Here is a 24,402-nt window from a genome sequence, read left to right on the forward strand (position 1 = left end):
CGTCCGCCCTCGGCCGTCCGGAGGTGCACGGACGGCGACTCCGACACCGTGACACGCTGTCCGGGAAGCGCACACCGGCCGCCGGTCCTGAGACCATGCGATCGTGACTGGGCAGGCACGAGGGACGGAGCACCCCACGTTCCGACGCTTCCGCGTGGAGGCGGTCAGCGAGCACCGGGGTGACGAACTCGACGAGATCTACGGGACCGCCGGCGGGATCGACAGCGCGCTCGACACCTTCCGCTACCTCGGCGCGGGCGACGCCGAGGTCTCGGTCCGCCGGGCCGAGGTCCAGGGCACGCGGGCCGGCGTCATGCAGCCGCGCGACGAGCACATCGTCTTCTGGATCGGGGACGGCAGTGCGACCATCGAGGACCTCGACGGCGGCGACCCGCTCGCCGTGCAGCCGGGTGCACCGGTCCTGCTCACCGCCTCGCGTCGCTACGCCTTCACGGCGGACGTCCGCACGATCACGATGGTCCACCTGTCGGACCGCGTGCTCCGTCGCGCGCTCGTGCGCAGGGGACACCTGCCGACCGGGCCGGTGGTCCTCGCGCCTGAGTCCCCGGACGAGTCCGCGCGGCGGGCCCTGCGTGCCGTGATCCGTGCGCACGGTGGACCGGTCATGGACGCCGCGCTCGCCGACGCCGTCCGACAGACGATCAACGCGGAGATCGCCGACGCCGTCGTGGCGGCCTTCCCGGTCCTGCCGGCCGTCGCGCCGACCGGCCGTGGCTCCGCCGCGCGCGCAGCGGAGTGGATCCGCGCGCACGCCGACCAGCCGGTCACGCTCCGGGACATCGCGGACGCCGTCGGGATCAGCGAGCGGGGACTGCAGAACGCGATGCACCGTCGGTTCGGGGAGTCGCCGATGGCCAGGCTCCGGGCGGAGCGGCTCGACGGTGCCCGACGGGAGCTCGAGACGTCCGGCGGGGACCTCCTGGTGGCCGACGTCGCGCGCCGGTGGCAGTGGGCGCACCTCGGTCGGTTCGCCGCCGCGTACGCCGACCGCTTCGGCGAGCACCCGAGCGACACCCTGCACCGCAGCCGGCGGGACGACGGGTTCCGCTGAGGCCACGGCGGCGGCGCCGGCGTCCGCACGTCCTGCGACCACGGCTACCCTGGCGGCCATGACGACACGCCGCGTGACCGCTCCGGAGCCGCCGGAGGACGGGTCGAAGCCGAAGGGCCCCGCCTCGTACTTCCCGAGCATCGAGCGGACCTACGGGCGCCCCGTGCAGGACTGGCTCGACCTGGTCGCCGAGCAGCTGGACGGGCACCGGCACGCGGAGGTGGTGGCCTGGCTGAAGGACGAGCACGGGTTCGGCCACGGGCACGCGAACGCGGTCGTCGGGTACGTCCGGAACGCGCTCGACGGCTGACCAGGCCCGGGCGCCCGACGGCTCGCCAGTCGCGGTGTCGGAGGTGCTCCCTACGGTGACGGCGTGGTCGAACCGGTGGACGCGTGGTGGCGACGGCGACAGTGGTCGCGGGGCACCGCCGTACCGTACGCCGTCGGCGAGTTCCGCTCGGCGTGGGCGTCGTACCCCGTGCTCGTGCGGCAGTACCACCCGGAGTGGAACCACGGCGTGGTGCTCACGCAGGTGCCGCCCGCGGCCGAGGTCCTGCTGACGTGGGAGTGCGACGTCGGTCACGTCTTCGTCGCAACGCCCGCCGAGCAGCGGTCGCGACCCGGGCGGGAGCGCCGACGGTCCGTCTGGTGCCCCGAGTGCCACCTGCAGGCGGCACCGCAGCGGTGGCCGGTGCTCCCCGAGGACTGGCCGGCAGCGGTCCCGCCGCCGCAGCGGGCGGAGCGGGTCAGCGGCCGCCGGACGCTCCCGTCGGCTCCGGGGCGAGGCCCGGTCCCCGGCGTGGGCCGGGTGCCGACCGGTGCGGTGGCGTCGTCCCGATCGGGGGCTCGTGCTGCGGGACGGTCGGGCGCACGCTCGACACGGGCGAGCGGTGCACGGTCGTCGCAGCCGGTCCCGCGGTCGATCTGCCCGAAGACCCCGAGGGTCCCGTCGGGCGACTCCTTCACGAGCGTGTGCGCCCCCGCGCCGGCGTCGGCGGTCGAGGCCGACCTGCGGCAGGCGCTGCGCGACCAGTTCGCCTTCACGTTCGACCACACGGCCATCCGGCTCGACCGCCCGTTCTTCGACCACGTCGAGGCCTGGCCGGACATCGTGCTCCCGGAGCTGCGCGTCGCGATCGAGTACGACAGCACGGGCCGACACGGGCTCGAGCACGTCGGACCCCGGCAGGAGACCGACCGGCGGAAGGACCGTGCCGTCCGCGCCGTCGGGTGGGAGGTCGTACGGATCCGCACCGGCCGCCTGCCGGCGCTCGGTCCGTACGACCTCGAGGTGTCCGGCATCTCCGGGCGCACGATCGAGCGGCTCGTCGACACCCTGCGGGACCTCCGCGGAGCGCTCTTCGTCGACGCCTACGCGCGCTGACGGCCGGATCGGCGCAGGGTCTGACGCGGGTACTCGCCGTGGCGCTGCTGGTAGGTCGCGGAGAAGCGGCCCGCGTGGGCGAACCCCCACTCGCGCGCGACCTCGGCGATGTTCGTCGTCGCCGGGTCGCCGGCGAGCAGCGCCTCGCGCACGCGGTCGAGCCGGACCTGTCGGATGTACGCGTTCGGCGAGAGCTCGAAGGTCCGCTGGAACGCCGTCTGGAGGGCGCGGAGACTGAGTGACGCGACCCGCGCCAGGTCGGTGCTCGTGATCGGCAGGTGCGCGTGCTCGTGGACGTACTCGACGGCTCGTCGGACGTGCGCGTTGCGGGGGAGCAGCAGCTCGTCCGGCAGCGAGGCGTCGACGATCGGGTACAGCTCCAGCAGTGCCAGCGCCCCGAGCCGACCCATCTCGGCCTGCAGCAGCGGGGAGGCACGGCGGTCGAGGACGGTGTGCGAGATGAGCTGGACGCTGCTCCGCCAGACGCGCATCGCCCGCTCGTCCGGTCGGACGGTGTGGTCGAGCACGAGCTGCCCGGGCGCGGTCCCGCGTTCACCGGCGACCTCCTCGAGGGCGCTCCGGTTGACCTGGACGATGCGCTGGTCGTAGTCGTCGTACGAGAACGCGGCGCCCTGCTGCGGCCAGAGCTGCGGTCGACCGGGCTCCATCACGATCCGGGCGTCTCCCGACCCGATCGCAGCGGTGCCGCGGGTCGTCCACTGCACCACGAAGTCGTCGGACGGCGTCATGACGCCCTCGAGGTGGCCGTCGAAGCGGATCGACCGCAGCGACATCGCGGCGTCCCCCACCGCCGAGTAGCGGAACGCGAACGGCTGTCCGGTCGCGTCGGCGCTCCACTCGTTCCCCGCGTAGGCGGTCGCGAGGAAGTCGCGGGCTTCGTCGAGGTCGGAGCTCTGGGTCTCGACGTCGATGCGTGGCGGCGTGATCGGGTTCATGGGTCCCGTGCATTCTGTCCGCCGGACGCGGCGCTGTCCGGACACCGGTGTCCCCGGTCCGGGGGTGGACGACGTGGTCCGCACAGCAGGGATGTCCGGAGATCGTCGGACGAGGACTGCCGGACGTCCGTCTTTCGTCGTCGTCGCCCGGTCGGCGTCCGCCCGGCGCCGCGGTCTCCTAGCGTCCTCGGTGGACGGGTGCCGGATCGGCCGGCCCCCCGGAGACCCGAGGACGACGACCGTGACCATCATCGCCACCGACCTGGACACCGGACCCACCACCGCCCGCGCCGCCGGGATCGGTCGCACGACCCCGCGGTTCGCCGAGGTGGTGGAGGCCCGCCGACAGCGTGGCCTCCAGATCGCCGCGGTGTCGACCGGTCTGCTCTCGGTGACCGTCGCCGCGTCCGCAGCGATCCTGCTGGGACTGTCCGCATGAGCATCCCGCGCAACGAACTCGGCATCCGCGGGTCGCGGCTCTCCCGCGGGACCCGCGCGCTGCCCGGGGCGGACCACTCGGTCGCCGACACCGTGCTGCCGGTCCGACGGTCGGCCGCCGCCGACGCACCGACGCAGCCGATCGACATGCGAGCCCTGCTCGCCGAGGCCCTCGACGCCGCTCGCGTGTCGGGCCAGTAGGCTCGCGCCACCCGCGGTCCCGACCCTGCAGAAGGCACATGACCCTCCTCACCCTGACCCCCACCGTCCGTGAGTCCCCGGCACAACGCCGGGCGTCGACCGCGGCGGACACCCTGTTCACACGGCACGGCGTCACCCCGGTGACGCTCGACGACGTCGCGGACGAGGCCGGACTCACGCGCGACGAGCTCACTGCCGCGTACCCGTCGAAGCGGGAGCTCGTCATCGCCGTGCTCCAGCGCTGGCACGGCGCGTGGCGACGGGCACTCGACGGCATCGCTCGGGACGCCGACGATCCGCGGGACGAGGTCCTCGGGGTGTTCGGGTACCTGGAGCAGTGCTTCGCCGACGAGGGCTGGCGCGGCTGCGCGTTCATCAACGGGCACGCGGAACTCGGGCGCACCGACCCGGCGATCGCCGAGCTCGCGCGAGCGCACTTCGCCGACGTCGAGGCACACCTGACGCAGCTCTGCACGCGTGCCGGCGTGCCGTCGCACGTGGCGCAGGCGCTCTCGTTGCTCGTCGAGGGTGCCCGGGTGGAGTCCGCGGTGCAGCGGTCGGCGCAGCCCGCACGGGTGGCTCGCCTGGGTGCCGCGATGCTCCTCTCGGTCTACGAACCGCGCACGTCCTCCTGACATCGCCCGCCGGGGTACGTCGCAGGGGTACAGGAGCCTGGGTCCCGCGCGATCCGGACGGTAGGAACGAAGGATGACAGCGACCGCCTTCTGCCTGCACGCGCTGGGCTCGAGCTCGGAGGAGTTCGCCCTCCTCCGCTCCGAGCTCGCCGGCACCCTCGACCTCGTCGGCATCGACCTGCCGGGCTTCGGGCGGAGCCCCGCCTCCGGCGGCACGACCGTCGAGGAGATGGCCGTGCTCGTCGAGCGGGCGATCGGTGCGAGCGGCGCCACCGAGTGGGCGATCGTGGGCCACTCGATGGGCGGCAAGGTCGCGACGGTCGTCGCCGACCGCACGGTCTCGGGCGCGAACGGCCTGTTCGGGCTCCGCGCCGTCGTCCTCCTCGCCGCCTCGCCCCTCGCTCCCGAGCCGATGGACGAGGACCGCCGCGACGCGATGCTCTCGTGGGCCGCGGACGGGCCGATCGAGCCGGACCACGCGGCGGAGTTCGTCGACGCGAACACCGCCGACGTGCTGTCCCCGGACCGGCACGAGCAGGCCGTCCAGGACGTGCGCCGCACCGACCCGCGCGCCTGGCGCGACTGGCTGCTCCGCGGTAGTCGGGAGGACTGGTCGACCACGGCCGAGCCGAACCCCGTCCCGGCGCTCGTGCTCGCCGGCGCCGAGGACGGCGACCTGGCGGCCGGAGCGCAGCGTCGCCTCACGATGCCGCACTGGCCCGCCGCCGAGCTGCACGAGGTACCGGGCGCCGCGCACCTGCTGCCGTGGGAGCGCCCGCAGGAGGTCGCCGCGCTCGTGCGCAGCTTCTGGGAGCGGCGTGTCGCCCACGGACCGGTCGTCCCCGCCGACCAGGCCCGGGTGATCGCCTCGCCGCGGGTGAGTGCTCGGACCCGGGGCGTGCTCGCGGTGCGTGCGCTGCCCGACGACCCCGCCGCGACGCCGGACGCCCTGTCCCCGCAGCAGCTCGACGTGCTCCGGGCGGTGGCTCGGATCGTCGTCCCGCAGGCAGGGCCGGGAGAGGTGGACGTCGCGCTCCGTGTCGACCGTCAGCTCGCCGCCGGGCAGGGCGACGGATGGCGGCCCGACGGGATGCCGGAGGACGCCGACGCCTACCGCGGCGCGCTGGACGTGCTCGCGACGGTCGGTTCCGACGACCTGCCCGCGGTGCTCGAGGACGTCGCCGCCGGCCGGTACCGGTCGGACGGCCCGCTCGGGGCGGAACAGCTGCGCGTCTGGTTCGAGGACGCCAGCGTGGACCTCGTGAAGCAGTGGCTCGCCCACCCCGCCACGATGTCCGAGATCGACTACGACGGCTTCGCCAACGGTGGCGACGGCGTCCGGAAGCAGGGCTTCCAGCTGCTCGGAGCCGGGCAGCGGGAAGCGTGGGAACCCGAGGGAGCAGGACGATGAGACTCGACGCACAGCGCCACCACCAGGACGACGAGGTCGTCGACGTCGTCGTCGTCGGGACGGGTGCCGGCGGCGCCCCGCTGACCGCTCGCCTCGCCCGCGAGGGCCTGAGCGTCGTCGCGTTCGAGGCTGGTCGGAACACCGAGCCCGGCGACCACACGCCCGACGAGGTCGAGGCACCGGCGGACATCAACTGGATGGACGAACGCATCAGCGGTGGTGCCGCTCCGACGGCCTTCGGTCCGAACAACAGCGGGACCGGCGTCGGCGGCTCCACCCTGCACTGGGGTGCCTTCACCCCGCGCCCGAGCACGCACGACCTCCGTCTGCGCACCGAGAGCGGGCAGGGCGAGGACTGGCCGATCGACCACGCCGAGCTCACCGCGTACATCGAGCGCGTCGAGCACGAGGTCGGCGTCGCCGGCCCCGCGCACTACCCGTGGGACCCGGACCGCCGGTACCGGATGGGTCCGCCCGCGCGGAACGCCTCGTCGGACATGATGATGCGCGGCACCGCGGCGCTCGGCATCACCGCGACGGACGCACCGGTCGCCCTGACCACCGAGGACCGGGTGCAGGAGCACCACGGGCTGCGCCAGGCGTGCGTGTCCTGCGGGTCGTGCCACCAGGGCTGCCGCAACGGGGCGAAGGTGTCGATGGACACGACCTACCTGCCCGCCGCCGTCGCCTTCGGCGCGGAGATCCGTCCGGAGTCGTTCGTGCACGGCATCGAGCTCGACGCCGACGGCAGGGTGTGCGCCGTGCTCTACACGCGCGACGGCCGTGAGCGCCGCCAGCGGTGCCGGTCCCTCGTGCTGGCCGCGGGCGGGGTGGAGACGCCGCGTCTGCTCCTGCACACCGGGCTGGCCAACAGCAGCGGCCAGGTCGGTCGGAACTTCACGGCGCACGGGGCGACCCAGGTGTGGGCGACCTTCGACGAGTCGATGCGGTCGTACCGCGGCTACCCGTCGTCGATCATCACCGAGGACTTCGTCCGGCCCGCGGACGCCGACTTCGCCGGTGGGTACCTGATCCAGAGCCTCGGCGTCCAGCCGCTGACCTTCGCGACCACGCTGGTCCGCGGCGGAGGGCTGCGCGGTGCCGAGCTCGTCAATGCCATGCGCGACTACCCGCGGACGGCCGGCGTCGGGATCAACGCCGAGTGCCTGCCGTACGACGACAACCGGCTCGTGCTCTCCGACGACCTCGACGAGCACGGCGTGCCCCGGGCCCGCGTGACGTTCTCGCCGGGTTCGAACGAGGACGCGATCCGCGCCCACGCCGTCCGCACCATGACCGCGATCGTCGAGGCCGCCGGCGGGACCGACGTCCGGGTGCTCGAACGCACCGCCCACACGATCGGCACGGCGCGCATGGGTTCCGACGCCGGGTCGTCCGTCGTCGACCCGGCGGGGCGGTCGTGGGACGTGCCGAACCTGTGGGTGTGCGACAACTCGGTGTTCCCGAGTGCCGTCATCGCGAACCCCGCGCTCACGATCATGGCGCTGTCCCTGCGCACCGCCGACCGGTTCCTGCGGGACGACCCGGCAGCAGACCGGCAGCGCGCGACGGCCGCAGCGGCCTGACCCGAGGTGCTGCGCGGCACCGCCGCGCAGCACCTCCACGACCCGCGTCGCGCACGGCACACGTCCGCGCAGGGAACGGGAGCCGGTCCTTGCCGCGCAGGGACCGGGAGCCGGCCTCAGCCGCGCAGCGCCAGTGCCTCGCTCGTCCACCGGGCGTGCAGCGCCCACGGGTCGTCCACGCCCGCGGCGACCCGTGCGACGTGCTCGAGCAGCGCGGGCGTGGTCCGGAACCACTCCGTCCTCGGGAACCGGTCGTCCGCGAAGGCCGTGTGCCGTCGTCGCTCGACGGACCGGTCGCCGCGTTCGAACGCCAGGAGCTCCTGGTGCGGCACCGCTGCGAGCCGTCGCCGCGGGTTCGCGGTCGTGCCGATCTTCACCCGGTCGCCGAAGTCGTCGCGCTGCCGCAGGTAGTAGACGACGTCGACGCGCGGCGGTGGCAGTTCACCGTCCGGCACGTCGCCCCACCGCCACTCGCACGTCCCGCACAGCACGGCGCTCGGCCAGCGCACGCCCACGCGCGACCCGCAGACCGGGCACGGGCCCGGCAGCGCGTCCTCCGTTCCGACGTGCTCCGCCGCGACCTCGGCGACCAGGGTCACGTGTCCGCCGCAGAGCGGCAGGACGGCGGCGAAGCCGTCCGCGGACGGCGCGTCGCAACCGGGGACGCAGCAGGCGAGGACGGCAGGAGGGGTGACCACCCGGCGGACGCTAGCGTGCGCCACCGACGCGCACCGGGCCTCCCGGCCGACGCACGGAGCGGGGTCGCTCAGTCCGCGAAGATCACGCCGACCGGCTCGCGCTTCTCCTCCTGGAACCGGTCCTCGGCCCGTCCGAGCGCCCAGTACGCGGACAGGGACATCTCCGCCTTCTCGAGGCCCCACTCGTCCTGCAGCACGCGGCGGAGCGCCTTCACCGCGGTCCGCTCGCCGTGCGCGAAGACCTGCACCGGTCGGGAGGCACGGGGCAGCGCCCGAGCGGCGGCCACCAGCAGCGTGCCCGGCTCGGCGCCGGTGGCGTCGCGGTGCAGCCACCGCAGGTCGACCCCGTCCGGGTGCTCGAGCGGCTGCTCGTCGGCTGCGCCGCCGACCTCGACGAGCGCGACGCCGCGGGCGTCGTCGAGCATCGCGGCGAGGGCCGCGCCGATCGCGGGTAGTGCGCTGTCGTCGCCGAGGAGCACGTGGGTGACGGTCGGGTCCGTCGACGGCGCGTACCCGCCGCCGGGCCCTGACAGGGCGAGCAGGTCGCCGGGCTGTGCGGCGGCGGCCCACGGGCCGGCGAGGCCCCGGTCGCCGGGCCCGTCCTCGGGCCGGTGGTCGTCTCGCCCGTGGTCGTCGTGCCCGTGGTCGTCGTGCCCGTGGTCGTCGTGCAGCACGAAGTCGATCGCGATGGTCTCTGCGGTGTGGTCGACGGACCGGACCGTGTAGGTGCGGCGCGCCGGCCGCTGGTGCTTCGGCAGGGTCTCGCGCAGCGCCTCGAGGTCGTACGGCGGGGTCAGGCCGCTCGACGGCGGCGCGAGCAGGAGCTTGACGTACTTGTCCGTGGCGGCGAGGCGGTCCGGGTCGGCCCCGTCGACGAAGTCCCGGAAGGCCGGACCACCGAGGTGGACGCGCACCATGTGCGGGGACAGGTGCTCCGTGCGGTCGACGACGAAGACGTGCTGGGTGCGCTTGGGACTCATCCTGGGATTCCTCTTCCGGTGCTCGACCTTGCCAGCTACTGAGGTTAGCCTCACCTCATGAGTCCGACCGTGACGCCGTTCTCCGAGCTCCTGCGCCGGCGCTCCCGCACCGCTGCGGACCCGGCCGTGTGGACCGGCGGTGCCCACGACCTGCTCGCGGGGGAGTGCGACGTCGCCGACTACGCCGACCTGCTCGGCCAGTACGCCGTCGTGTACGACGCCCTCGAGCGTGCCGCCGAGCGGATGGCGGACCACCCGGTCGCCGCACCGTTCGTCACGACGCAGCTCACCCGGATGCCCGCGATCCGCGCCGACCTCGAGTACCTCGTCGGTCCGGACTGGTCCGAGCTCTGCTGTCCGACCGCGGCGACCACCGCGTACGTCCGTCGCCTGTGCGCCGTCGCGGCGACCTCGCCCGGGGCGTTCGTCGCGCACCACTACACGCGGTACCTCGGGGACCTGACGGGCGGCCCCACCCTGGCCCGGATGCTCGAGGACCGGTTCGGGTTCGACACGAACGGCGTGCTCTTCACGATCTTCGACCAGGTGGCCGACCCCGCCGCCTTCGAGGACACCTACCGGGCCCAGCTCGACGCGGCCCCGTGGTCGGACGCCGAGCGCGAGGCCGTGCTGGCCGAGGTGGAGCTGGCCGCGGGCCTCGACCGGGCGCTCGTGGCCTCGGTGCGTCGCCCGACGGCGGGCGACGGCCGGACCGTGCCGCTGCTCCCCGCCTGACCGTGCCGGTGCTCCCCGCCTGAGCGGGATCCGGTGACGACGGGGCAGATCGACCGCCGCCGCGACCGCCGCCGCGACCGCCACCGCGACCGCCGCTGCGCCCGCCGCCGCGTCCGTCGGCGCGCTGGCCGGTCGTGCCCTGGGCGGTCCGCGGTCCGTCCGGACGGTCGTCGTCACGTGCCCGCGTCCGCCGGTACAGTGCTGGGGACCCGGGACGCGGTCCCGGCGCAACGTGAGAGGAACCCATGACGGCGATCGACGGATCGACGCGCCACGGGCGCGCACGGGACGACGTCAGCGGCGCGGTCGACAGCGACCTGCGCGCGGACGTCCGGTACCTCGGCAACCTGCTCGGGCGGGTGCTGCGGGAGACCGGGGGTGACGAGCTGCTGCACGACGTCGAGAGCCTGCGCGCCGCCGTCATCGACGCCTACGAGGGCTCCGACGCCGAGGGCGCCGCCCGTGCCGAGGCGATCGTGGCCGGCATGTCCGCCGAGCGGGCCGAGGCCGTCGCCCAGGCGTTCACGACGTACTTCCACCTGACGAACCTGGCCGAGGAGCACCACCGCGTGCGCGTCCTCCGTGCCCGGGGCGACGACGGCGGCCTGCCCGGCGACTCGTTCCCCGCGACGTACGCCTCGCTCGTCGAGCAGGTCGGCGCCGACGAGGCCGCCGCGCGCCTGGCCGACCTGCGGTTCCACCCGGTGCTCACCGCCCACCCGACCGAGGCCCGCCGTCGCGCGGTCACCACGGCCGTCCGGCGCATCACCGACCTCATCGACGAGCGCGACCGCTCCCGCAACGCCACCGCCCGCGCCGAGAACGAGCGGCGGCTGCTCGAGGAGATCACCACGCTCCTGCGCACCTCACCGCTGCGCACGACCCGGCCGACCCCGCTCGACGAGGTCCGCACGGCGATGAGCGTGTTCGACCAGACCCTGTTCGAGATCGTGCCGCAGGTCTACCGCCTGCTCGACGACCGGCTGCTCGGCGACGACGCCGGTCGGGTCCCGGCGACCGCACCGGCCTTCGTGCGCTTCGGCACCTGGATCGGCGGCGACCGCGACGGCAACCCGCACGTCACCGCCGGCGTCACCAAGCAGGCCGCCGACATCGCCGCCGAGCACATCCTGCTCGGCCTCTCCCGCGCAGCCACCCGCATCGGCTCGGCACTGACGCTCGACGCCGCCGAGACCCCCGCGGACGCCGGACTGCAGGCCCTCGTCGCAGCGCAGGAGCAGCTCGACCCGGGCATCGCCGAGCGGATCGGCGTCCGTGCCCCGAACGAGACGCACCGTCGCGCACTGCTCTTCGTCGCCGCCCGCATCCGCGCGACGCGCCGCGGCCAGGAGGGCCTGGCGTACGGCGACCCCGAGGAACTGCTCGCCGACCTCCGGGTGATCCAGGCGTCGCTCGTCGCCGCCGGTGCCGTCCGGACCGCGAACGGCGACCTGCAGAACCTCGTCTGGCAGGTCGAGACCTTCGGGTTCCACCTCGCCGAGCTCGAGGTCCGTCAGCACTCGCAGGTGCACCGGAACGCCCTGGCGGAGATCCGGGCCGGCGGCGAGCTGAGCGAGACCACGGAGGAGGTCCTCGCGGTGTTCCGCACCGTCGCGGACCTGCAGCAGCGCTACGGCGTCCGTGCCGCGCACCGCTACATCGTCTCCTTCACGCAGTCGGCCGCCGACCTGGCGAACGTGCACGAGCTCGCCCGTGCCGCCTGCGGTGACGCTGCCCCGGTGCTCGACGTCATCCCGCTGTTCGAGACCTTCGCCGACCTGCACGCGAGCGTCGACATCCTCGACGAGGCCGTGCGCACCGAGCCCTTCCAGCGGCGGCTCGCGGCGACCGGGCGTCGGCTCGAGGTCATGCTCGGCTACTCCGACTCGTCGAAGGACGTCGGCCCGGTCTCGGCGAACCTGGCGCTCTACGACGCACAGGCACGGATCGCCGACTGGGCGCGCGAGCAGGACGTCGAGCTGACGCTGTTCCACGGCCGCGGCGGATCGCTCGGCCGCGGTGGTGGCCCGGCGAACGAGGCGGTCCTCGCACAGCCGCCGGGGTCGATCGACGGGCGACTCAAGCTCACCGAGCAGGGCGAGGTCATCTTCGCCCAGTACGGCGACCAGGACATCGCGGCACGGCACCTCGAGCAGATGGCCTCGGCGACGCTGTTCGCGTCGTCGCCGTCGAACGAGGAGCGCACGGCCGTCGCGGCGACCCGCTTCGCCGACCTCGCGCAGCAGCTCGACGACGTCTCGCGCCGCGCGTTCTACGACCTGGTCAAGGCGGACGGCTTCGCGCCGTGGTTCGCCCGCGTCACCCCGATGGAGGAGATCGGGCTCCTGCCGCTCGGCTCCCGCCCGGCCCGACGCGGCCTGAGCGTGGAGTCGCTCGAGGACCTCCGAGCGATCCCGTGGGTGTTCTCGTGGACGCAGGCACGCATCAACCTCGCCGGGTGGTACGGCCTCGGCTCCGCGCTCGAGGCCGTCGGCGACGTCGATGCCCTGCGCGCCGCGTACGCGGAGTGGCCGCTGTTCGGCGCGATGATCAAGAACGTCGAGATGTCGCTCGCGAAGACCGACGAGCAGATCGCCCGCCGCTACCTCGAGCTCGCCGACCGCGACGACCTGGCCGCCAAGGTGCTCGACGAGATGCTCCGCACCCGCGACTGGGTGCTGCGGGTGTCCGGCGGGAGCGACGTGCTCGAGGACCGTCCGGTGCTCGCGCGTGCCGTGCGGCTGCGCAGCCCGTACGTCGACGCGCTGTCCCACCTGCAGCTGCGCGCCCTGCGGGCGATCCGGACCTCCGGCAGCACCGACCCGACGGACGGCGACCACCGCCTGCTCCTGCTCACCGTCAACGGGGTCGCGGCCGGTCTGCAGAACACGGGCTGATCCGCCAACGACCACGTCACGGACGGGAGGCGCGGTGCCGGCGGGCACCGCGCCTCCCGTCCGTCACGGGTCTGCGTGGTGCCCGACGGCCGTCGCGGATCGGTCCGCGCAGGCGTAGCGTGGCGTCGGTGACGACGGAGCGCGCGGGGACCGGACCGACGACCGCGACGACCCGGCTGCCGCCGATCGTCCCACTGGCACTGATCGTCGGCGTCTCGCCCTTCGCCACCGACATGTACATCCCGGCGCTCCCGACGATCGCCCGCGACCTCGACACCACACCCGGGGTCGTGCAGCTGTCGCTCACGGCCTTCCTCGTCGCGTTCGCGGTCGGCCAGCTCCTCGCCGGGCCCGTGAGCGACGGCACCGGACGGCGACCGCTGCTCCTCGTCGGGACCGTCGGCTTCGCGCTGGCGTCCGTCGGCTGTGCGCTCGCACCGGACGCGGGCACCCTGGTGGCCGCCCGCGTGCTGCAGGGACTCGCCGGTGCGGCCGGAGCCGTCGCCGGTCGTGCGATGGTCTCCGACACGACCTCGGGGCCACGGGCGGCGACGGTGTTCGGCACCCTGGCCGCGATCAACGCCGTCGGGCCGGTCGTCGCACCGCTGGCCGGCGGCGCCGTGCTCACCGTCGGGTCCTGGCGCCTGATGTTCGTCGTCCTCGCCGTGCTCGGGGCGGCGTTCGCCGTCACGGTCGTCCTGCGCTTCGGTGAGACCCTCCCGCCGGCCGCCCGGGGCGGGACCGGCTTCCGGGCGAACGGGCGTCGCATCCGGGACCTGCTCGCGATCGGGCGCTTCCGGGCCTACGTCCTGACCGGGGTGCTCTCGACGATCGGCTTCTTCGCCTACATCGCGACGAGCTCGTTCGTGTTCCAGCAGCAGTACGGCTTCTCGGAGCAGCGTTACACGCTCGTGTTCGCGACGAACGCCTCGGTGATGGTCGTCACGACGCTCGTGTTCCGCCGCGTCGTCGGCCGGTTCTCCGAGGACTCCCTGCTGACCGCGGGGCTCGCCACGGGGACCCTCGGCAGCGCGGTCGTCCTGGTCGCTGCCCTCGCCGGAGCGGGACCCGTGCCGGTCTGGTGCGGGCTCGCGGTGGTCACCGGGGCCTGGGGGTTCGTGCTGCCCGTGGCCATGACCCGGACGCAGCACGTCGGCGCTGCCCACCCGGGGACCGCGGCCGCACTGCAGGGCGGTCTCACCTTCGGACTCGGCGGGCTCGGGACGCCGCTCGCGGGTGCGCTCGGCGGGACCGCGACCGCGATGGGCGCCGTGATGGTGACGCTCATGGCGGCCGCCGTCGTCGTCCAGGTCCTCGCGACGCGGCGAGGCCGTACCGCCTGACGGCTCAGACCCGGTAGGTTGCAGGGTGCACCCGCACCGAACCGAGGAGGCCCCTGCATGGACATCGTCGTACACGAGGCGACAGACGACACCGCCGTGCTCGAGTGCAGCGGACGACTCAACATGGTGAGCGCGGGAGCCTTCCGCGAGACCGTGGCGAAGGTCGTCGAGGGCGGGCGCTCGCGTCTGGTCGTCGAGCTCTCCGGCGTCGAGTTCATGGACTCGTCCGGACTGGGCGCCCTGGTCGGCTGCCTGAAGACCGCGCGCCAGGCCGGGGGAGACCTGCGGCTCGCCGCCCCCTCCGAGCAGGTGCAGATGGTGCTCAAGCTCTCCAACATCGACAAGATCCTGCGGACGTACCCGGACGGGGACGCCGCGGTGACGAACTGGGCATGACCGTGGCCACCGGCGAGCACGTCCTCGACCTCGCCTGCCCGCCCGACGACGTCACGGCGGTGCACACGTTCCTGTCCTCGGTGTGGGCACACGAGCCCGAGCTGTCCCTCGAGGACCGCATGGCGCTCGAACTCGCCCTCGTCGAGCTCGCCTCGAACGTCATCGAGCACGGAGCCGGCGGTCGTCCGGTGTCCTGCTCGCTCCGGATGGACGTCGGCCCGGACGAGGTCACGGTATCGCTGTCCGACGACGGTGTGCCGGTCCTGGTCGACCCGTCGGCGGCGCACCTGCCGGACGCGCTGGCCGAGGGCGGCCGCGGGCTCGCGCTCGTGCAGATGGTCGTCGACGACCTGCGCTACGAGCGGGTCGACGACCGGAACCGATGGGTCGTCCGGCGCGGCCGCCGCTGACCGGCCGCCGCTGACCGGTCTCCGCGTCCGGCCCGCGCATCATCCGTTTCCCGCACGGGAGGAGCCGGTCCGCGCACCCCGGGACGGTGCGCATGCGGGACCGGCGATGTCGTGCCACGCTCGGTCCGGTGACGACCGAGACGCGCGCTGACACCCGGATGCGCTACGAAGCCGTGGGGACCGACCTCGGCGCGGCGCTCCAGCTCTTCTCGGACGCGTACGACGGCGCGCACTTCGCTGCGCGCCACACCGCGCGGTCGTTCGGGTACCGCTTCAAGGCGGTCGGTGACGCGTCGATGTCGTTCCGGTCGACCCACTTCGACGCGCACGCGACGGGTGAGGCGTCCTCCGGCGACGACTACGCCGTCATGTGGACGACCGACGGCGGAGGCACGGTCGACGTCGGTCGGGACGAGGCGTCCTTCGCTCCCGGGCACGCGCTCGTGTTCCCGGCAGGTCGGCCCTTCGTCTTCGAGGTCGAGGACGTCCGGCAGAACCTCGTGCACTTCGACCGGAGGTTCCTCGAGGGCATCGCGGCGGAGGAGCACGGCGGGCAGGCGGGCGCGATCGTCTTCGACCACACCGCGAGACCGCACGCCGAGGACCTGCGGGTGTGGAACGCACAGGTCCGACGGGCCGCGCAGGTCGTCCTCGGCCCCGCGGCTCCCTCACCGCTCGTCATGGCCGAGACCGCACGCGAGACCGCCCTCGCGATGCTGCGGACCTTCCCGCACGAGCAGATCGCGCCCGAGGTCCCGATGCCGCAGGGTGCGACGAGCCGGGTCCGCGAAGCGGTCGAGTACATGCACGCCTACGCGCACACCCCGATCACGACCACCGACGTGGCCGAACACGTCGGACTCAGCGTCCGCGGGCTGCAGCAGGCGTTCCAGCGGCAGGTCGGGACCGCCCCGAACGCCATGCTCCGTGGCATCCGGATGGACCGTGTCCGCGAGGAGCTCCACCGGGGAACCCCGGGGGAGCTCACGGTCGCCGCGGTCGCGGTCCGGTGGGGCTTCGCGCACCTCGGTCGGTTCTCGGCTGCCTACTCGGCGCGGTTCGGCGAGTACCCGCGCGACACCCTGCACAGCTGACGGCCGTCGCCGCCAGGGCTGCCCGCTCCGCTGCCCGGATGCACGCTCCGCTGCCCGGATGCCCGCTCCGCTGCCCGGATGCCCGCTACGCTGCCCGGATGGAGGAGCAGCTGCGCCCGGCGGACCGGCACCCCTGGGTCGTCGTCCCGGGCATCTGGGGGTCGGACCCCGAGCACTGGCAGTCCCGCTGGGAGGACGAGCGCGCCGACGGCGCGGTGCGCATCGCACCGAGGTCCTGGTCGGACCCGGAGCCCGGCGACTGGAGCCGGGCGATCACCGAGGCCGTCGACGCCTGCTCCCGGCCGCCGGTGCTCGTCGCGCACAGCCTGGGCGTCCTGGCGGTGGCCGACTGGTTGTCAGAGCACGTCGTCGACGGCGCTCACGAGCGGGTCGTCGGCGCGTTCCTGGTGGCGGCCCCGGACCCCGAGGCGTCGGTGTTCCCCGCCGAGGCCGCCGGCTTCCGTGCTCCGCGCCGACCCGTCGCGGTACCGACCGTGCTCGTGGTCAGCGACGACGACCCGTACTGCTCCGTCGACCGAGCCGTCGCGTTCGCCGGCACGCTCGGGTCCCGGGTGGTCCGGGTGGGGGACCGGCAGCACGTGAACGTCGCGAGCGGTGTCGGTGCCTGGGACGAGGGTCGGCGCCTGCTCGACGACTTCGCGGAGTCGCTCCCGAGGCCCTGACACGCCGCTCATCTCCGACCCGGTACGTCACGTCCGAGAGTGCGGGATGCGCGACACACCGCGGATCTCCCCGCATCCGGCGCGCGTGATATCTATCCTGCGTCACATGGAGACCCAGCCCGGTGCGCGCACCCCCCTCGTCGACCCGTTCGGTCGTGAGCTCGAGGAGTGGCTCCGAGACGTCCCGGCCACCCGTACGCCGTACCTGGCGGACCTCGTGGTGCCGCCGGTCACGGGTCCGGTGCAGCGCCCGGTGACCACGGACGCCGTCGCCGAGCCCGCCGTGCCCGTCGGCCCTGGTACGGCTGCTGCCGAGCCCGAGCCCGGGTCGGCGTCGGACGCACCCGCACCCGCGCTCGTACCCGCCGCTGCCGCGCCCGCCGCCGAGCACTCGGAGCCCACCGCCTTCCGTCGTCGTGACCGTGCACGACACGTGGCGGCCTGCGCCCCGTCGTTCCCCGAGCCGCCCGCCCGGATCGCCCTGCGCATCGAGGACCTGGCGGTCGAGGTCTCCGCCACGAGCGGCCGCACCACGATCGACCGCATCGTGCTGCTCGAGGACGAGGTCCGCCGCCGCGACGAGGACCTCGCGCGCCTCGCCGCCTGGGAGGCCACCGTCGCCCACCTCGACGACGCCGAGGTCGACGCCGCGCGCGCGTTCGCCCGCGCCGTCTTCGCGGACCTGCTCGCCGACGCAGCGGACGAGGTCGCGCGCCGTGATCGTGCCGCCGCCCGACGCGCCGCCACAGCACCGGTGCCGACGCCGGTGCGTGCAGCAGCCGCCCCGCGCGCCGCCGCACCCCGGACCGACGTCGCGACCCCGACGCGACCCGTCCAGCGGGCCACGACCGCACCGACCACGACCGGGGTCCTCGCGACCACGGGCTCGGGTGCCGTCGACGCTGCGGCGACCACCCCGGGCCGCGAGCTGCCGGTCCGGCCGGTGCTGGGCCTCCCGGTCGGCTCGCCCCTGTCGGCCGCGACCCGGCCCGCTCCGCTCGTCCAGCCGGCCACCGGGCCCACCGTCATCGACCGGGCTGCCTTCGCGGCCGCGCTGACCGCGCACACCGGTGCGACGGCGAGCACGCCGGTCGTGCTGCCCGAGGCGGTGGCCCTGCCCGCGAGCGAGACCACGGCGAGCCACGACGACGAGCACGCGCCGGCGACGGACAGCACCGGACCCGGCTGGTGGGCTCGCCTCGTGGCACGTCTGCGGTCCCTGTTCGGCCGCCGCTGAGCGACCCGGACCCCGCCTGCGGCTCGGTAGACTGACGGGATGCCGACGCTCCGCGAACTCCAGGCCGTGATCGAGGACCTGTGGCCCTCCGCCGGCGCCGAGTCCTGGGATGCCGTGGGGCTCGTCTCCGGGCACCCGGACCAGCCGGTCGAGCACGTCCACCTCGCCGTCGACGCCGTGCCGGCCACGGCAGACGAGGCGGTCGCCGTGGGTGCCGACCTGCTCCTCACCCACCACCCGCTCCTGCTCCGCGGCGTCACCACGATCGACGAGACGACCGCCAAGGGACGGGTCCTCGCGACACTCGTGCGGGGCGGGACCGCCCTGCTGGCCGCGCACACGAACGCCGACGTCGTGACGACCGGTACCTCGGCCGTGCTCGCGGACCGGCTGGGCCTCTCCGAGCAGCGGCCGCTCGAGCCGGGCGCCGATCCCGGCACCGGCATCGGTCGTGTCGGGGTCCTGCCGCACGGGACCACCCTGGGCGCGCTCACCCGGCAGCTCGTCGACCTCCTGCCGCCGACGGCGACCGGGGTCCGGGTCTCGGGCGACTTCGACCGGCCCGTCCGCACGGTCGCGCTGTGCGCCGGGGCCGGCGACGCCTACCTCGGCAACGCCGCGGTCCGCACCGCCGACGTCTACGTCACGAGCGACCTCCGGCACCACCCCGCCTCGGAGTTCCGCGAGCAGGCCCTGCTCGTCGACGGCCCGGCGCTGGTGGACACCTCGCACTGGGCGACCGAGTGGCTCTGGCTCGACGTCGCCGCCGAGCAGCTCCGACGACTCGCCGGCGTCCGCGTGACCGTCAGCGACCTGCGCACCGACCCCTGGGACTTCGCCGTCCTGCCCGCGGCCGAGCCGACACCCGGACCGACCGCTGCGGACGGCTCCGGCTCGACCGGCACCGCCGCTCCCACCCCCGCCCCCGAAGGAGACCGACCGTGAAGGCAGCACCCGAGGACCAGGTCGTCCTCCTCGACCTCCAGCGCCTCGACAACGACGTGACCCGTCTGTCGCACCGCATCACCGCCCTGCAGAAGGGCGACCGTCTCACGGAGCTCGGCACGACCGCCGCCTCGTTGCGCGCCGAACTCGCCGCCGCGACCGGCCAGGTCGAGGACGCCGAACGGGAACGCACACGCCTCGAGTCGGACACCGCGACGGCGCAGGCCCGCATCGAGCGCGACACGACGATGCTGCAGAACGTCTCCAGCGCGAAGGACGCCGCCGGGCTCGAGAGCGAGATGGAATCCCTCCGTCGCCGCATCGGCGACCTGGAGACCGCCGAGCTCGAGGTGATGGAGCAGCTCGACGTGCACCGCGCTCGCGTCGGGGACATCGAGGCGAAGCTCGCCGGGGTCGAGGCGGACCGTGCCACCCTGGTCGCCGAACGTGACTCCGAGATCGCCCGTGCCGAGGCCGACCGCGAGTCGGCGGTCCAGAGCCGTGCGGCCGTCGCCACGAAGGTGCCCGCGGACCTGCTGGCGCTGTACGACCGGCAGCGTGCCCGCTACGGCTTCGGTGCGTCGCTGCTGCAGGGCGGGGTCTCGACCGCCTCGGGCGTGACCCTCACGAACTCGGACCTGCAGGACATCCGTCGGGCCGCGCCCGACGACGTCGTGCTCTGCCCCGACAGCGACGCGATCCTGGTGCGCACGGCCGAGTCCGGCCTGTAGACGCGGGACCACCGGACGGGAGGCTCGTGGCGACACCGCCACGAGCCTCCCGTCCGTCGTCGGTGGGGACGCGCGGGGCGCGCTCGTGGTGTCGTGTGTGCGAACGGGCCGGCCGTACGCCGGGTTCTGTCCCGCTCTCGCGGTGACGGCCATCTCTCTCGGACCGACGTTGCCGCCGGCCTCCAGCGGTCCACCCGAGGACTCAGCGAGCAGCCTCGTCGTCCTCTGTCTGACCTTGCTCCGGGCGAGGTTTACCGAGCGGATCCGGTCACCCGGACCCCTGGTGGTCTCTTACACCACCGTTTCACCCTTACCGACGTCGCCGCCGGCGGTCTGCTTTCTGTGGCACTGTCTCGCGGATTGCTCCGGGTGGGTGTTACCCACCGCCCTGCTCTGTGGAGCCCGGACGTTCCTCGGCACTCCCGGGGGAGTGACGCGACCGTCTCACCGACCCGTTCGCACCCCCGAGTCTACCGCTGCCGACCCCCGTCCCGCGCCCGCCTGCTGCCGACGGTTCCGGCGTCCGGCCTCCTCGTGCCCCGCCGTCGTTCGCCGAGCGGGCCAGATCTGTCACGCTCGACGCTGACACCCGACCGATCGCACCCGTTCGTCGGAGCACGCGCGGCATGTCCTGCCCGCTCGCCGGACAGCCGGAGCCGGCCGCCGGCGGACGGGCAGGAGCAGCGCTGTCGGCAGCGCCGCCTACTTGCTGCGCGCCGCCAGGGTCGCTGCCCCGATGATGCCGGCGTTGTTCCGGAGGGTCGCGGGGATGATGTCCGCCTGCAGGTCGAGCAGCGGCAGGAACTCCTCGTGGTGCTTCGACACACCGCCGCCGACCACGAAGAGCTCGGGGGAGAGCAGGGCCTCGAGCGTCGAGTAGTACTTCTGCAGGCGCTTCGCCCAGTGCTTCCAGGACAGCTCGTCCCGCTCCTTGGCCGCGAACGAGGCCTTCGTCTCGGCGTCGTGCCCGTCGATCTCCAGGTGGCCGAGCTCGGAGTTGACGATGAGCACGCCGTCGTTGATCAGCGCCGTGCCGATCCCGGTCCCCAGGGTCGTGACGACCACGAGCCCGTCCTTGCCCTTCGCCGCGCCGAACTGCTGCTCGGCGAACCCGGCGGCGTCGGCGTCGTTGACGAAGTGGATGGAACGACCGAGCTCCTTCTCGAAGAGCGCCTCGGCCTCGAAGCCGATCCACTTCTTCGACACGTTCGCAGCCGACATGGTCTTGCCGTCACGGACGATCGCGGGGAAGCAGACCCCGACGGGCACGTCCGCCGCCGGAGCGAGCTCGTCGAGGATCGACTTCGCGACCGCGACGATGTCGTGCGGCTTGCCGCCCTCGGGGGTGGCCTTCTTGATCCGGTCGGTCGTGAGCTCGCCGGTGGCGACGTCGACGATCGCGCCCTTGATGCCCGTACCGCCGATGTCGACGCCGACTGCGAGGGAGGTCATGAGAAGCGGTGCCTTTCGAGAGTGTCCGTCAGGAGACGGTGAGGAGTTCCGCGCCGCGCTCGGTGACGACGAGGGTGTGTTCGAACTGTGCGGTCCAGGACTTGTCGCGGGTGCTGACGGTCCAGTCGTCCGACCAGATGTCGGCCTCGATGCCGCCGAGGGTGAGCATGGGCTCGATGGTGAACACCATGCCCGGCTCCATGACGTCGTCGAAGCGCGGCGCGTCGTAGTGGGGGATGATCAGCCCGGAGTGGAAGGCCCGACCGACGCCGTGACCGGTGTAGTCACGGACGACGCCGTAGCCGAAGCGCTTCGCGTAGGCCTCGATCGCTCGTCCGATGACGTTGACCTGCCGTCCGGGGGCCACGGCCTTGATCCCGCGCTCGAGCGCGGTGCGGGTGCGATCGACCAGGTCCTGCACCTCCTGCGACGCCTGCCCGACGACGAACGTGCGGTTCGTGTCGCCGTGCATGCCGTCCTTGTAGGCGGTGATGTCGATGTTGACCAGGTCACCCTCCTGCAGCACGGTGTCGTCCGGGATGCCGTGGCAGATGACCTCGTTCAGGCTCGAGCAGAGCGACTTGGGGTACCCGCGGTAGCCGAGCGTGGAGGGGTAGGCCCCGTGGGACACGACGAACTCGTGGCCGATGCGGTCGAGCTCGTCGGTGGTGACCCCGGGGCGGATGGCGTCCCCGACGGCGTCGATGGCCTGCGAGGCGATGCGTCCCGCGGCCCGGATCAGCTCGACCTCGTCCGGCGTGTACGTGTCACCGAGTCCGTGCTCGTGGGGCTCGACGCGCCCGACGTACTCGGGACGCTCGATGTCCTTCGGCACGGGGCGCTGGGGGGAGATCCGGCCGGCGGTCAGGTGTCCGTGTTCGTCCCGGGGCATGCCGACCACTCTAACCGGGTGCGGCAGGCCGCCGTCCCGCCGCACGCCGGCGCCGAGACGACGGCGGCCGCGCGAGACGCCCCGCACGTGCGCGAGGCGCGGCACGTGCGGGAGACGCCGGCGTCGGTGCGAGACGCCTCGCCGATGCCGAGACGCCGCGCCGACCGACACGTGCGCGAGACACCGGCGTCGGTGCGAGACGCCCCGTCCGTGCCGAGACGCCGCGAGATCCGGCGGCGTCTCGCGGTGCCGAGGGCGTCCGGCGGTGACGCCGGCGTCTCGCGGTGTCGAGGGCGTCCGGCGGTGAAGCCGGCGTCTCGCGGCGCCGCGCGGGGCACCGGCGACGCCCCGGCTCGAACCCGCCCTCAGGACCGCCCGCCCAGCGCCCCGCGCCCGCCGCGACGGCCTGGAGGCGCGGTGCCCGCCCGCCGGACCGGCACCGCGCCTCCAGGCCGGTCACCCCCACCGCCCGGCCGTTCCCCGCGACCGTTCCCGGTCCGCGACCCCGCGAGTCTCGAGCTGAGCGACCGATCGCGCGCCCCGGTGCGCGAAGACTGTCGCGCAGCCCGAGACTCGGCTGCGCACCCGCCGCGCGCCGCGCGCGAGCGCGGTCCGACCCCGCACCCGTCGCGCGCGGGCACCGCCCGACCGCCGTGGGTACGGTGGCGCCATGAGCGACGAACGCATCGAGTCCCAGTGGTGGTTCAACGAGAAGACGCACGAGGTGGAGCAGGGCCCGCAGTCGCCGCAGCGCGACCGCATCGGCCCGTTCGACACCCGCGAGGACGCGCAACACGCCCTGGACCGCATCAAGGCGAACAACGAGCGCTGGGACGACGCGGACCAATAGGCTGGGAGCCCCAGCAGCACCACGGAAAGGGCGTCCATGGACAAGCAGACGGACTTCGTGCTCCGCACCATCGAGGAGCGGGGCATCAAGTTCATCCGACTCTGGTTCACCGACGTCATCGGCACGCTGAAGTCCGTCGCGATCGCCCCGGCCGAGGTCGAGGGGGCCTTCGCGGAGGGCATCGGGTTCGACGGCTCCGCGATCGAGGGCCTCACGCGCTCCTACGAGGCCGACGTCCTGGCGCACCCGGACCCCTCGACGTTCCAGATCCTGCCCTGGCGGGGCGAGGTCGACCCGACGGCGCGGATGTTCTGCGACATCACGACGCCCGACGGCCAGCCCGCCGTCGCCGACCCTCGCAACGTGCTGAAGCGGACGCTGGCGAAGGCGAGTGACCGTGGGTTCACCTTCTACACGCACCCCGAGATCGAGTTCTACCTGCTGAAGAGCCGCGACTGGGCGGACGGCGGCCCGCAGCCCGTCGACCAGGCCGGCTACTTCGACAACGTCCCCGGCGGCAGCGCCCACGACTTCCGCCGCCGCTCGGTGCGCATGCTCGAGGACCTCGGCATCTCGGTGGAGTTCTCCCACCACGAGGCCGGCCCCGGGCAGAACGAGATCGACCTCCGCTACGCCGACGCGCTGACGATGGCGGACAACATCATGACCTTCCGCACGGTGGTGAAGGAGGTCGCGATCGAGCAGGGCGTCTACGCGACCTTCATGCCGAAGCCGCTGTCGGGGCAGCCCGGCTCGGGCATGCACACGCACGTCTCGCTCTTCGAGGGCGACCAGAACGCCTTCTACGAGGCCGGCGGCGAGTACCAGCTGTCGCAGACCGCGAAGCACTTCATCGCCGGTGTGCTGCGGCACGCGCCGGAGATCACCGCCGTGACGAACCAGTTCGTCAACTCGTACAAGCGCCTGTGGGGCGGTGACGAGGCCCCGTCCTTCGTGACCTGGGGCCACAACAACCGTTCGGCCCTGGTCCGCGTGCCGCTGTACAAGCCGAACAAGGGCCAGTCTGCCCGCGTCGAGTACCGCGGCATCGACTCCGCCGCGAACCCGTACCTGGCGTACTCGCTGCTCCTCGCGGCGGGCCTCAAGGGCATCGACGAGGGCTACGAGCTCCCGCCGGAGGCCGAGGACAACGTCTGGAGCCTGTCCGACGCCGAGCGCAAGGCCCTCGGCTACAAGCAGCTCCCGGCCAGCCTCGACCACGCGCTCGGTCTGATGGAGGACTCGGAGCTCGTCGCCGAGACCCTGGGCGAGCAGGTCTTCAACTTCGTGCTGCTCAACAAGCGGCAGGAGTGGAAGGCCTACCGCGACCAGGTCACGCCGTTCGAGCTCCGCACGAACCTCGGCGCGCTCTAGCA

The 24,402-nt window shown here is 73.7% G+C and carries 25 protein-coding genes and 1 other RNA gene; 20 read left to right on the top strand and 6 right to left on the bottom strand.

The features are described from left to right. The first annotated feature begins 103 nt into the window (after nucleotides 1–103). The 3 genes from NI26_RS06975 to NI26_RS06985 all read left to right on the top strand — a co-directional run bounded on the left by NI26_RS06975 (nucleotide 104) and on the right by NI26_RS06985 (nucleotide 2,456). Nucleotides 104–1,072 carry a helix-turn-helix transcriptional regulator gene (locus NI26_RS06975; protein WP_144411287.1) on the top strand — a complete coding sequence of 323 codons (969 nt, stop codon included), beginning with the start codon at nucleotides 104–106 and terminating at the stop codon, nucleotides 1,070–1,072. 58 nt (nucleotides 1,073–1,130) lie between these two features. After that, nucleotides 1,131–1,382: a DUF4287 domain-containing protein gene (locus NI26_RS06980; protein WP_066653985.1), complete on the top strand. Its 252-nt coding sequence runs from the start codon at nucleotides 1,131–1,133 to the stop codon at nucleotides 1,380–1,382. A 63-nt stretch (nucleotides 1,383–1,445) separates the two neighbouring features. After that, nucleotides 1,446–2,456 carry a hypothetical protein gene (locus NI26_RS06985; protein ID WP_066653987.1) on the top strand — a complete coding sequence of 337 codons (1,011 nt, stop codon included), beginning with the start codon at nucleotides 1,446–1,448 and terminating at the stop codon, nucleotides 2,454–2,456. Here NI26_RS06985 and NI26_RS06990 read toward each other — a convergent pair. Then, complete coding sequence (locus NI26_RS06990; RefSeq protein WP_066653989.1) at nucleotides 2,444–3,412, bottom strand: helix-turn-helix transcriptional regulator; 969 nt, start codon at nucleotides 3,410–3,412, stop codon at nucleotides 2,444–2,446. The genes NI26_RS06985 and NI26_RS06990 overlap by 13 nt on opposite strands. Nucleotides 3,413–3,653: 241 nt before the next feature. Between NI26_RS06990 and NI26_RS06995 the strand changes: the two genes are divergently transcribed. From NI26_RS06995 to NI26_RS07015, 5 genes are all read left to right on the top strand, one after another. Next, nucleotides 3,654–3,851, top strand: a complete 198-nt coding sequence (locus NI26_RS06995; protein ID WP_066653991.1) for a hypothetical protein — start codon at nucleotides 3,654–3,656, stop codon at nucleotides 3,849–3,851. Beyond that, the gene (locus NI26_RS07000) at nucleotides 3,848–4,051 is read left to right on the top strand and encodes a hypothetical protein (RefSeq protein WP_066653993.1); all 204 of its coding nucleotides are present in this window, start codon (nucleotides 3,848–3,850) and stop codon (nucleotides 4,049–4,051) included. The genes NI26_RS06995 and NI26_RS07000 overlap by 4 nt, the downstream gene beginning before the upstream one ends. A gap of 38 nt (nucleotides 4,052–4,089) precedes the next feature. Beyond that, complete coding sequence (locus NI26_RS07005) at nucleotides 4,090–4,686, top strand: TetR/AcrR family transcriptional regulator (RefSeq protein ID WP_066653996.1); 597 nt, start codon at nucleotides 4,090–4,092, stop codon at nucleotides 4,684–4,686. Between the two features lie 73 nt (nucleotides 4,687–4,759). Next, nucleotides 4,760–6,097 (top strand): alpha/beta fold hydrolase, encoded by a 1,338-nt coding sequence (locus tag NI26_RS07010; protein WP_066653998.1) that lies wholly within the window; start codon nucleotides 4,760–4,762, stop codon nucleotides 6,095–6,097. Beyond that, nucleotides 6,094–7,683, top strand: coding sequence for a GMC family oxidoreductase (locus NI26_RS07015; RefSeq protein ID WP_066654000.1), 1,590 nt, complete (start codon nucleotides 6,094–6,096; stop codon nucleotides 7,681–7,683). The genes NI26_RS07010 and NI26_RS07015 overlap by 4 nt, the downstream gene beginning before the upstream one ends. A gap of 116 nt (nucleotides 7,684–7,799) precedes the next feature. Here NI26_RS07015 and NI26_RS07020 read toward each other — a convergent pair whose 3' ends face one another. Both NI26_RS07020 and NI26_RS07025 read right to left on the bottom strand, forming a co-directional pair. Beyond that, nucleotides 7,800–8,381 (bottom strand): GIY-YIG nuclease family protein, encoded by a 582-nt coding sequence (locus tag NI26_RS07020; RefSeq protein ID WP_066654002.1) that lies wholly within the window; start codon nucleotides 8,379–8,381, stop codon nucleotides 7,800–7,802. 68 nt (nucleotides 8,382–8,449) lie between these two features. Next, nucleotides 8,450–9,361: a siderophore-interacting protein gene (locus NI26_RS07025; protein WP_066654004.1), complete on the bottom strand. Its 912-nt coding sequence runs from the start codon at nucleotides 9,359–9,361 to the stop codon at nucleotides 8,450–8,452. A gap of 57 nt (nucleotides 9,362–9,418) precedes the next feature. Between NI26_RS07025 and NI26_RS07030 the strand changes: the two genes are divergently transcribed. From NI26_RS07030 to NI26_RS07075, 10 genes are all read left to right on the top strand, one after another. Continuing rightward, entirely contained in the window at nucleotides 9,419–10,096 is a 678-nt protein-coding gene (locus NI26_RS07030) for a biliverdin-producing heme oxygenase (protein ID WP_066654006.1), read from the top strand. A gap of 245 nt (nucleotides 10,097–10,341) precedes the next feature. Beyond that, nucleotides 10,342–12,993 (top strand): phosphoenolpyruvate carboxylase, encoded by a 2,652-nt coding sequence (locus NI26_RS07035; RefSeq protein WP_066654008.1) that lies wholly within the window; start codon nucleotides 10,342–10,344, stop codon nucleotides 12,991–12,993. A gap of 128 nt (nucleotides 12,994–13,121) precedes the next feature. Further along, the gene (locus NI26_RS07040) at nucleotides 13,122–14,336 is read left to right on the top strand and encodes a multidrug effflux MFS transporter (protein WP_235426574.1); all 1,215 of its coding nucleotides are present in this window, start codon (nucleotides 13,122–13,124) and stop codon (nucleotides 14,334–14,336) included. A gap of 57 nt (nucleotides 14,337–14,393) precedes the next feature. Further along, complete coding sequence (locus NI26_RS07045; RefSeq protein WP_066654011.1) at nucleotides 14,394–14,732, top strand: STAS domain-containing protein; 339 nt, start codon at nucleotides 14,394–14,396, stop codon at nucleotides 14,730–14,732. Then, complete coding sequence (locus NI26_RS07050; RefSeq protein ID WP_066654013.1) at nucleotides 14,729–15,142, top strand: ATP-binding protein; 414 nt, start codon at nucleotides 14,729–14,731, stop codon at nucleotides 15,140–15,142. Before NI26_RS07045 ends, NI26_RS07050 begins: the two co-directional genes overlap by 4 nt. A gap of 128 nt (nucleotides 15,143–15,270) precedes the next feature. Continuing rightward, nucleotides 15,271–16,236 carry a helix-turn-helix transcriptional regulator gene (locus tag NI26_RS07055; RefSeq protein ID WP_066654015.1) on the top strand — a complete coding sequence of 322 codons (966 nt, stop codon included), beginning with the start codon at nucleotides 15,271–15,273 and terminating at the stop codon, nucleotides 16,234–16,236. Nucleotides 16,237–16,334: 98 nt separating this feature from the next. Next, complete coding sequence (locus NI26_RS07060) at nucleotides 16,335–16,919, top strand: RBBP9/YdeN family alpha/beta hydrolase (protein WP_066654017.1); 585 nt, start codon at nucleotides 16,335–16,337, stop codon at nucleotides 16,917–16,919. Between the two features lie 106 nt (nucleotides 16,920–17,025). Then, nucleotides 17,026–18,156, top strand: coding sequence for a hypothetical protein (locus tag NI26_RS07065; RefSeq protein WP_066654019.1), 1,131 nt, complete (start codon nucleotides 17,026–17,028; stop codon nucleotides 18,154–18,156). 39 nt (nucleotides 18,157–18,195) lie between these two features. Next, nucleotides 18,196–19,101 carry a Nif3-like dinuclear metal center hexameric protein gene (locus NI26_RS07070; protein ID WP_066654021.1) on the top strand — a complete coding sequence of 302 codons (906 nt, stop codon included), beginning with the start codon at nucleotides 18,196–18,198 and terminating at the stop codon, nucleotides 19,099–19,101. Beyond that, complete coding sequence (locus NI26_RS07075) at nucleotides 19,098–19,832, top strand: zinc ribbon domain-containing protein (RefSeq protein ID WP_066654022.1); 735 nt, start codon at nucleotides 19,098–19,100, stop codon at nucleotides 19,830–19,832. The genes NI26_RS07070 and NI26_RS07075 overlap by 4 nt, the downstream gene beginning before the upstream one ends. Nucleotides 19,833–19,932: 100 nt before the next feature. Here the strand turns inward: NI26_RS07075 and rnpB are convergent. The 3 genes from rnpB to map all read right to left on the bottom strand — a co-directional run bounded on the left by rnpB (nucleotide 19,933) and on the right by map (nucleotide 22,176). Next, nucleotides 19,933–20,287: RNase P RNA component class A (rnpB, locus tag NI26_RS07080), an RNA gene on the bottom strand. 247 nt (nucleotides 20,288–20,534) lie between these two features. Next, complete coding sequence (ppgK, locus tag NI26_RS07085; protein WP_066654024.1) at nucleotides 20,535–21,284, bottom strand: polyphosphate--glucose phosphotransferase; 750 nt, start codon at nucleotides 21,282–21,284, stop codon at nucleotides 20,535–20,537. A 28-nt stretch (nucleotides 21,285–21,312) separates the two neighbouring features. After that, the gene (gene map, locus NI26_RS07090) at nucleotides 21,313–22,176 is read right to left on the bottom strand and encodes a type I methionyl aminopeptidase (RefSeq protein ID WP_066658125.1); all 864 of its coding nucleotides are present in this window, start codon (nucleotides 22,174–22,176) and stop codon (nucleotides 21,313–21,315) included. Between the two features lie 670 nt (nucleotides 22,177–22,846). Between map and NI26_RS07095 the strand changes: the two genes are divergently transcribed. Continuing rightward, the gene (locus tag NI26_RS07095; RefSeq protein ID WP_066654026.1) at nucleotides 22,847–23,026 is read left to right on the top strand and encodes an SPOR domain-containing protein; all 180 of its coding nucleotides are present in this window, start codon (nucleotides 22,847–22,849) and stop codon (nucleotides 23,024–23,026) included. A gap of 36 nt (nucleotides 23,027–23,062) precedes the next feature. Next, complete coding sequence (gene glnA / locus NI26_RS07100; protein WP_066654028.1) at nucleotides 23,063–24,400, top strand: type I glutamate--ammonia ligase; 1,338 nt, start codon at nucleotides 23,063–23,065, stop codon at nucleotides 24,398–24,400. Nucleotides 24,401–24,402 lie beyond the last annotated feature (2 nt).

This window comes from Curtobacterium sp. MR_MD2014 (assembly GCF_000772085.1).
Taxonomy (GTDB): Bacteria; Actinomycetota; Actinomycetes; order Actinomycetales; family Microbacteriaceae; genus Curtobacterium.

Coding starts and splice junctions, on each gene's coding strand:
- NI26_RS06980 (WP_066653985.1), top strand. CDS start 1,131: ATGACGACACGCCGCGTGACCGCTCCGGAGCCGCCGGAGGACGGGTCG.
- NI26_RS06990 (WP_066653989.1), bottom strand. CDS start 3,412: ATGAACCCGATCACGCCGCCACGCATCGACGTCGAGACCCAGAGCTCC.
- NI26_RS07000 (WP_066653993.1), top strand. CDS start 3,848: ATGAGCATCCCGCGCAACGAACTCGGCATCCGCGGGTCGCGGCTCTCC.
- NI26_RS07005 (WP_066653996.1), top strand. CDS start 4,090: ATGACCCTCCTCACCCTGACCCCCACCGTCCGTGAGTCCCCGGCACAA.
- NI26_RS07010 (WP_066653998.1), top strand. CDS start 4,760: ATGACAGCGACCGCCTTCTGCCTGCACGCGCTGGGCTCGAGCTCGGAG.
- NI26_RS07015 (WP_066654000.1), top strand. CDS start 6,094: ATGAGACTCGACGCACAGCGCCACCACCAGGACGACGAGGTCGTCGAC.
- NI26_RS07025 (WP_066654004.1), bottom strand. CDS start 9,361: ATGAGTCCCAAGCGCACCCAGCACGTCTTCGTCGTCGACCGCACGGAG.
- NI26_RS07030 (WP_066654006.1), top strand. CDS start 9,419: ATGAGTCCGACCGTGACGCCGTTCTCCGAGCTCCTGCGCCGGCGCTCC.
- NI26_RS07035 (WP_066654008.1), top strand. CDS start 10,342: ATGACGGCGATCGACGGATCGACGCGCCACGGGCGCGCACGGGACGAC.
- NI26_RS07045 (WP_066654011.1), top strand. CDS start 14,394: ATGGACATCGTCGTACACGAGGCGACAGACGACACCGCCGTGCTCGAG.
- NI26_RS07050 (WP_066654013.1), top strand. CDS start 14,729: ATGACCGTGGCCACCGGCGAGCACGTCCTCGACCTCGCCTGCCCGCCC.
- NI26_RS07060 (WP_066654017.1), top strand. CDS start 16,335: ATGGAGGAGCAGCTGCGCCCGGCGGACCGGCACCCCTGGGTCGTCGTC.
- NI26_RS07065 (WP_066654019.1), top strand. CDS start 17,026: ATGGAGACCCAGCCCGGTGCGCGCACCCCCCTCGTCGACCCGTTCGGT.
- NI26_RS07070 (WP_066654021.1), top strand. CDS start 18,196: ATGCCGACGCTCCGCGAACTCCAGGCCGTGATCGAGGACCTGTGGCCC.
- ppgK (WP_066654024.1), bottom strand. CDS start 21,284: ATGACCTCCCTCGCAGTCGGCGTCGACATCGGCGGTACGGGCATCAAG.
- map (WP_066658125.1), bottom strand. CDS start 22,176: ATGCCCCGGGACGAACACGGACACCTGACCGCCGGCCGGATCTCCCCC.
- NI26_RS07095 (WP_066654026.1), top strand. CDS start 22,847: ATGAGCGACGAACGCATCGAGTCCCAGTGGTGGTTCAACGAGAAGACG.
- glnA (WP_066654028.1), top strand. CDS start 23,063: ATGGACAAGCAGACGGACTTCGTGCTCCGCACCATCGAGGAGCGGGGC.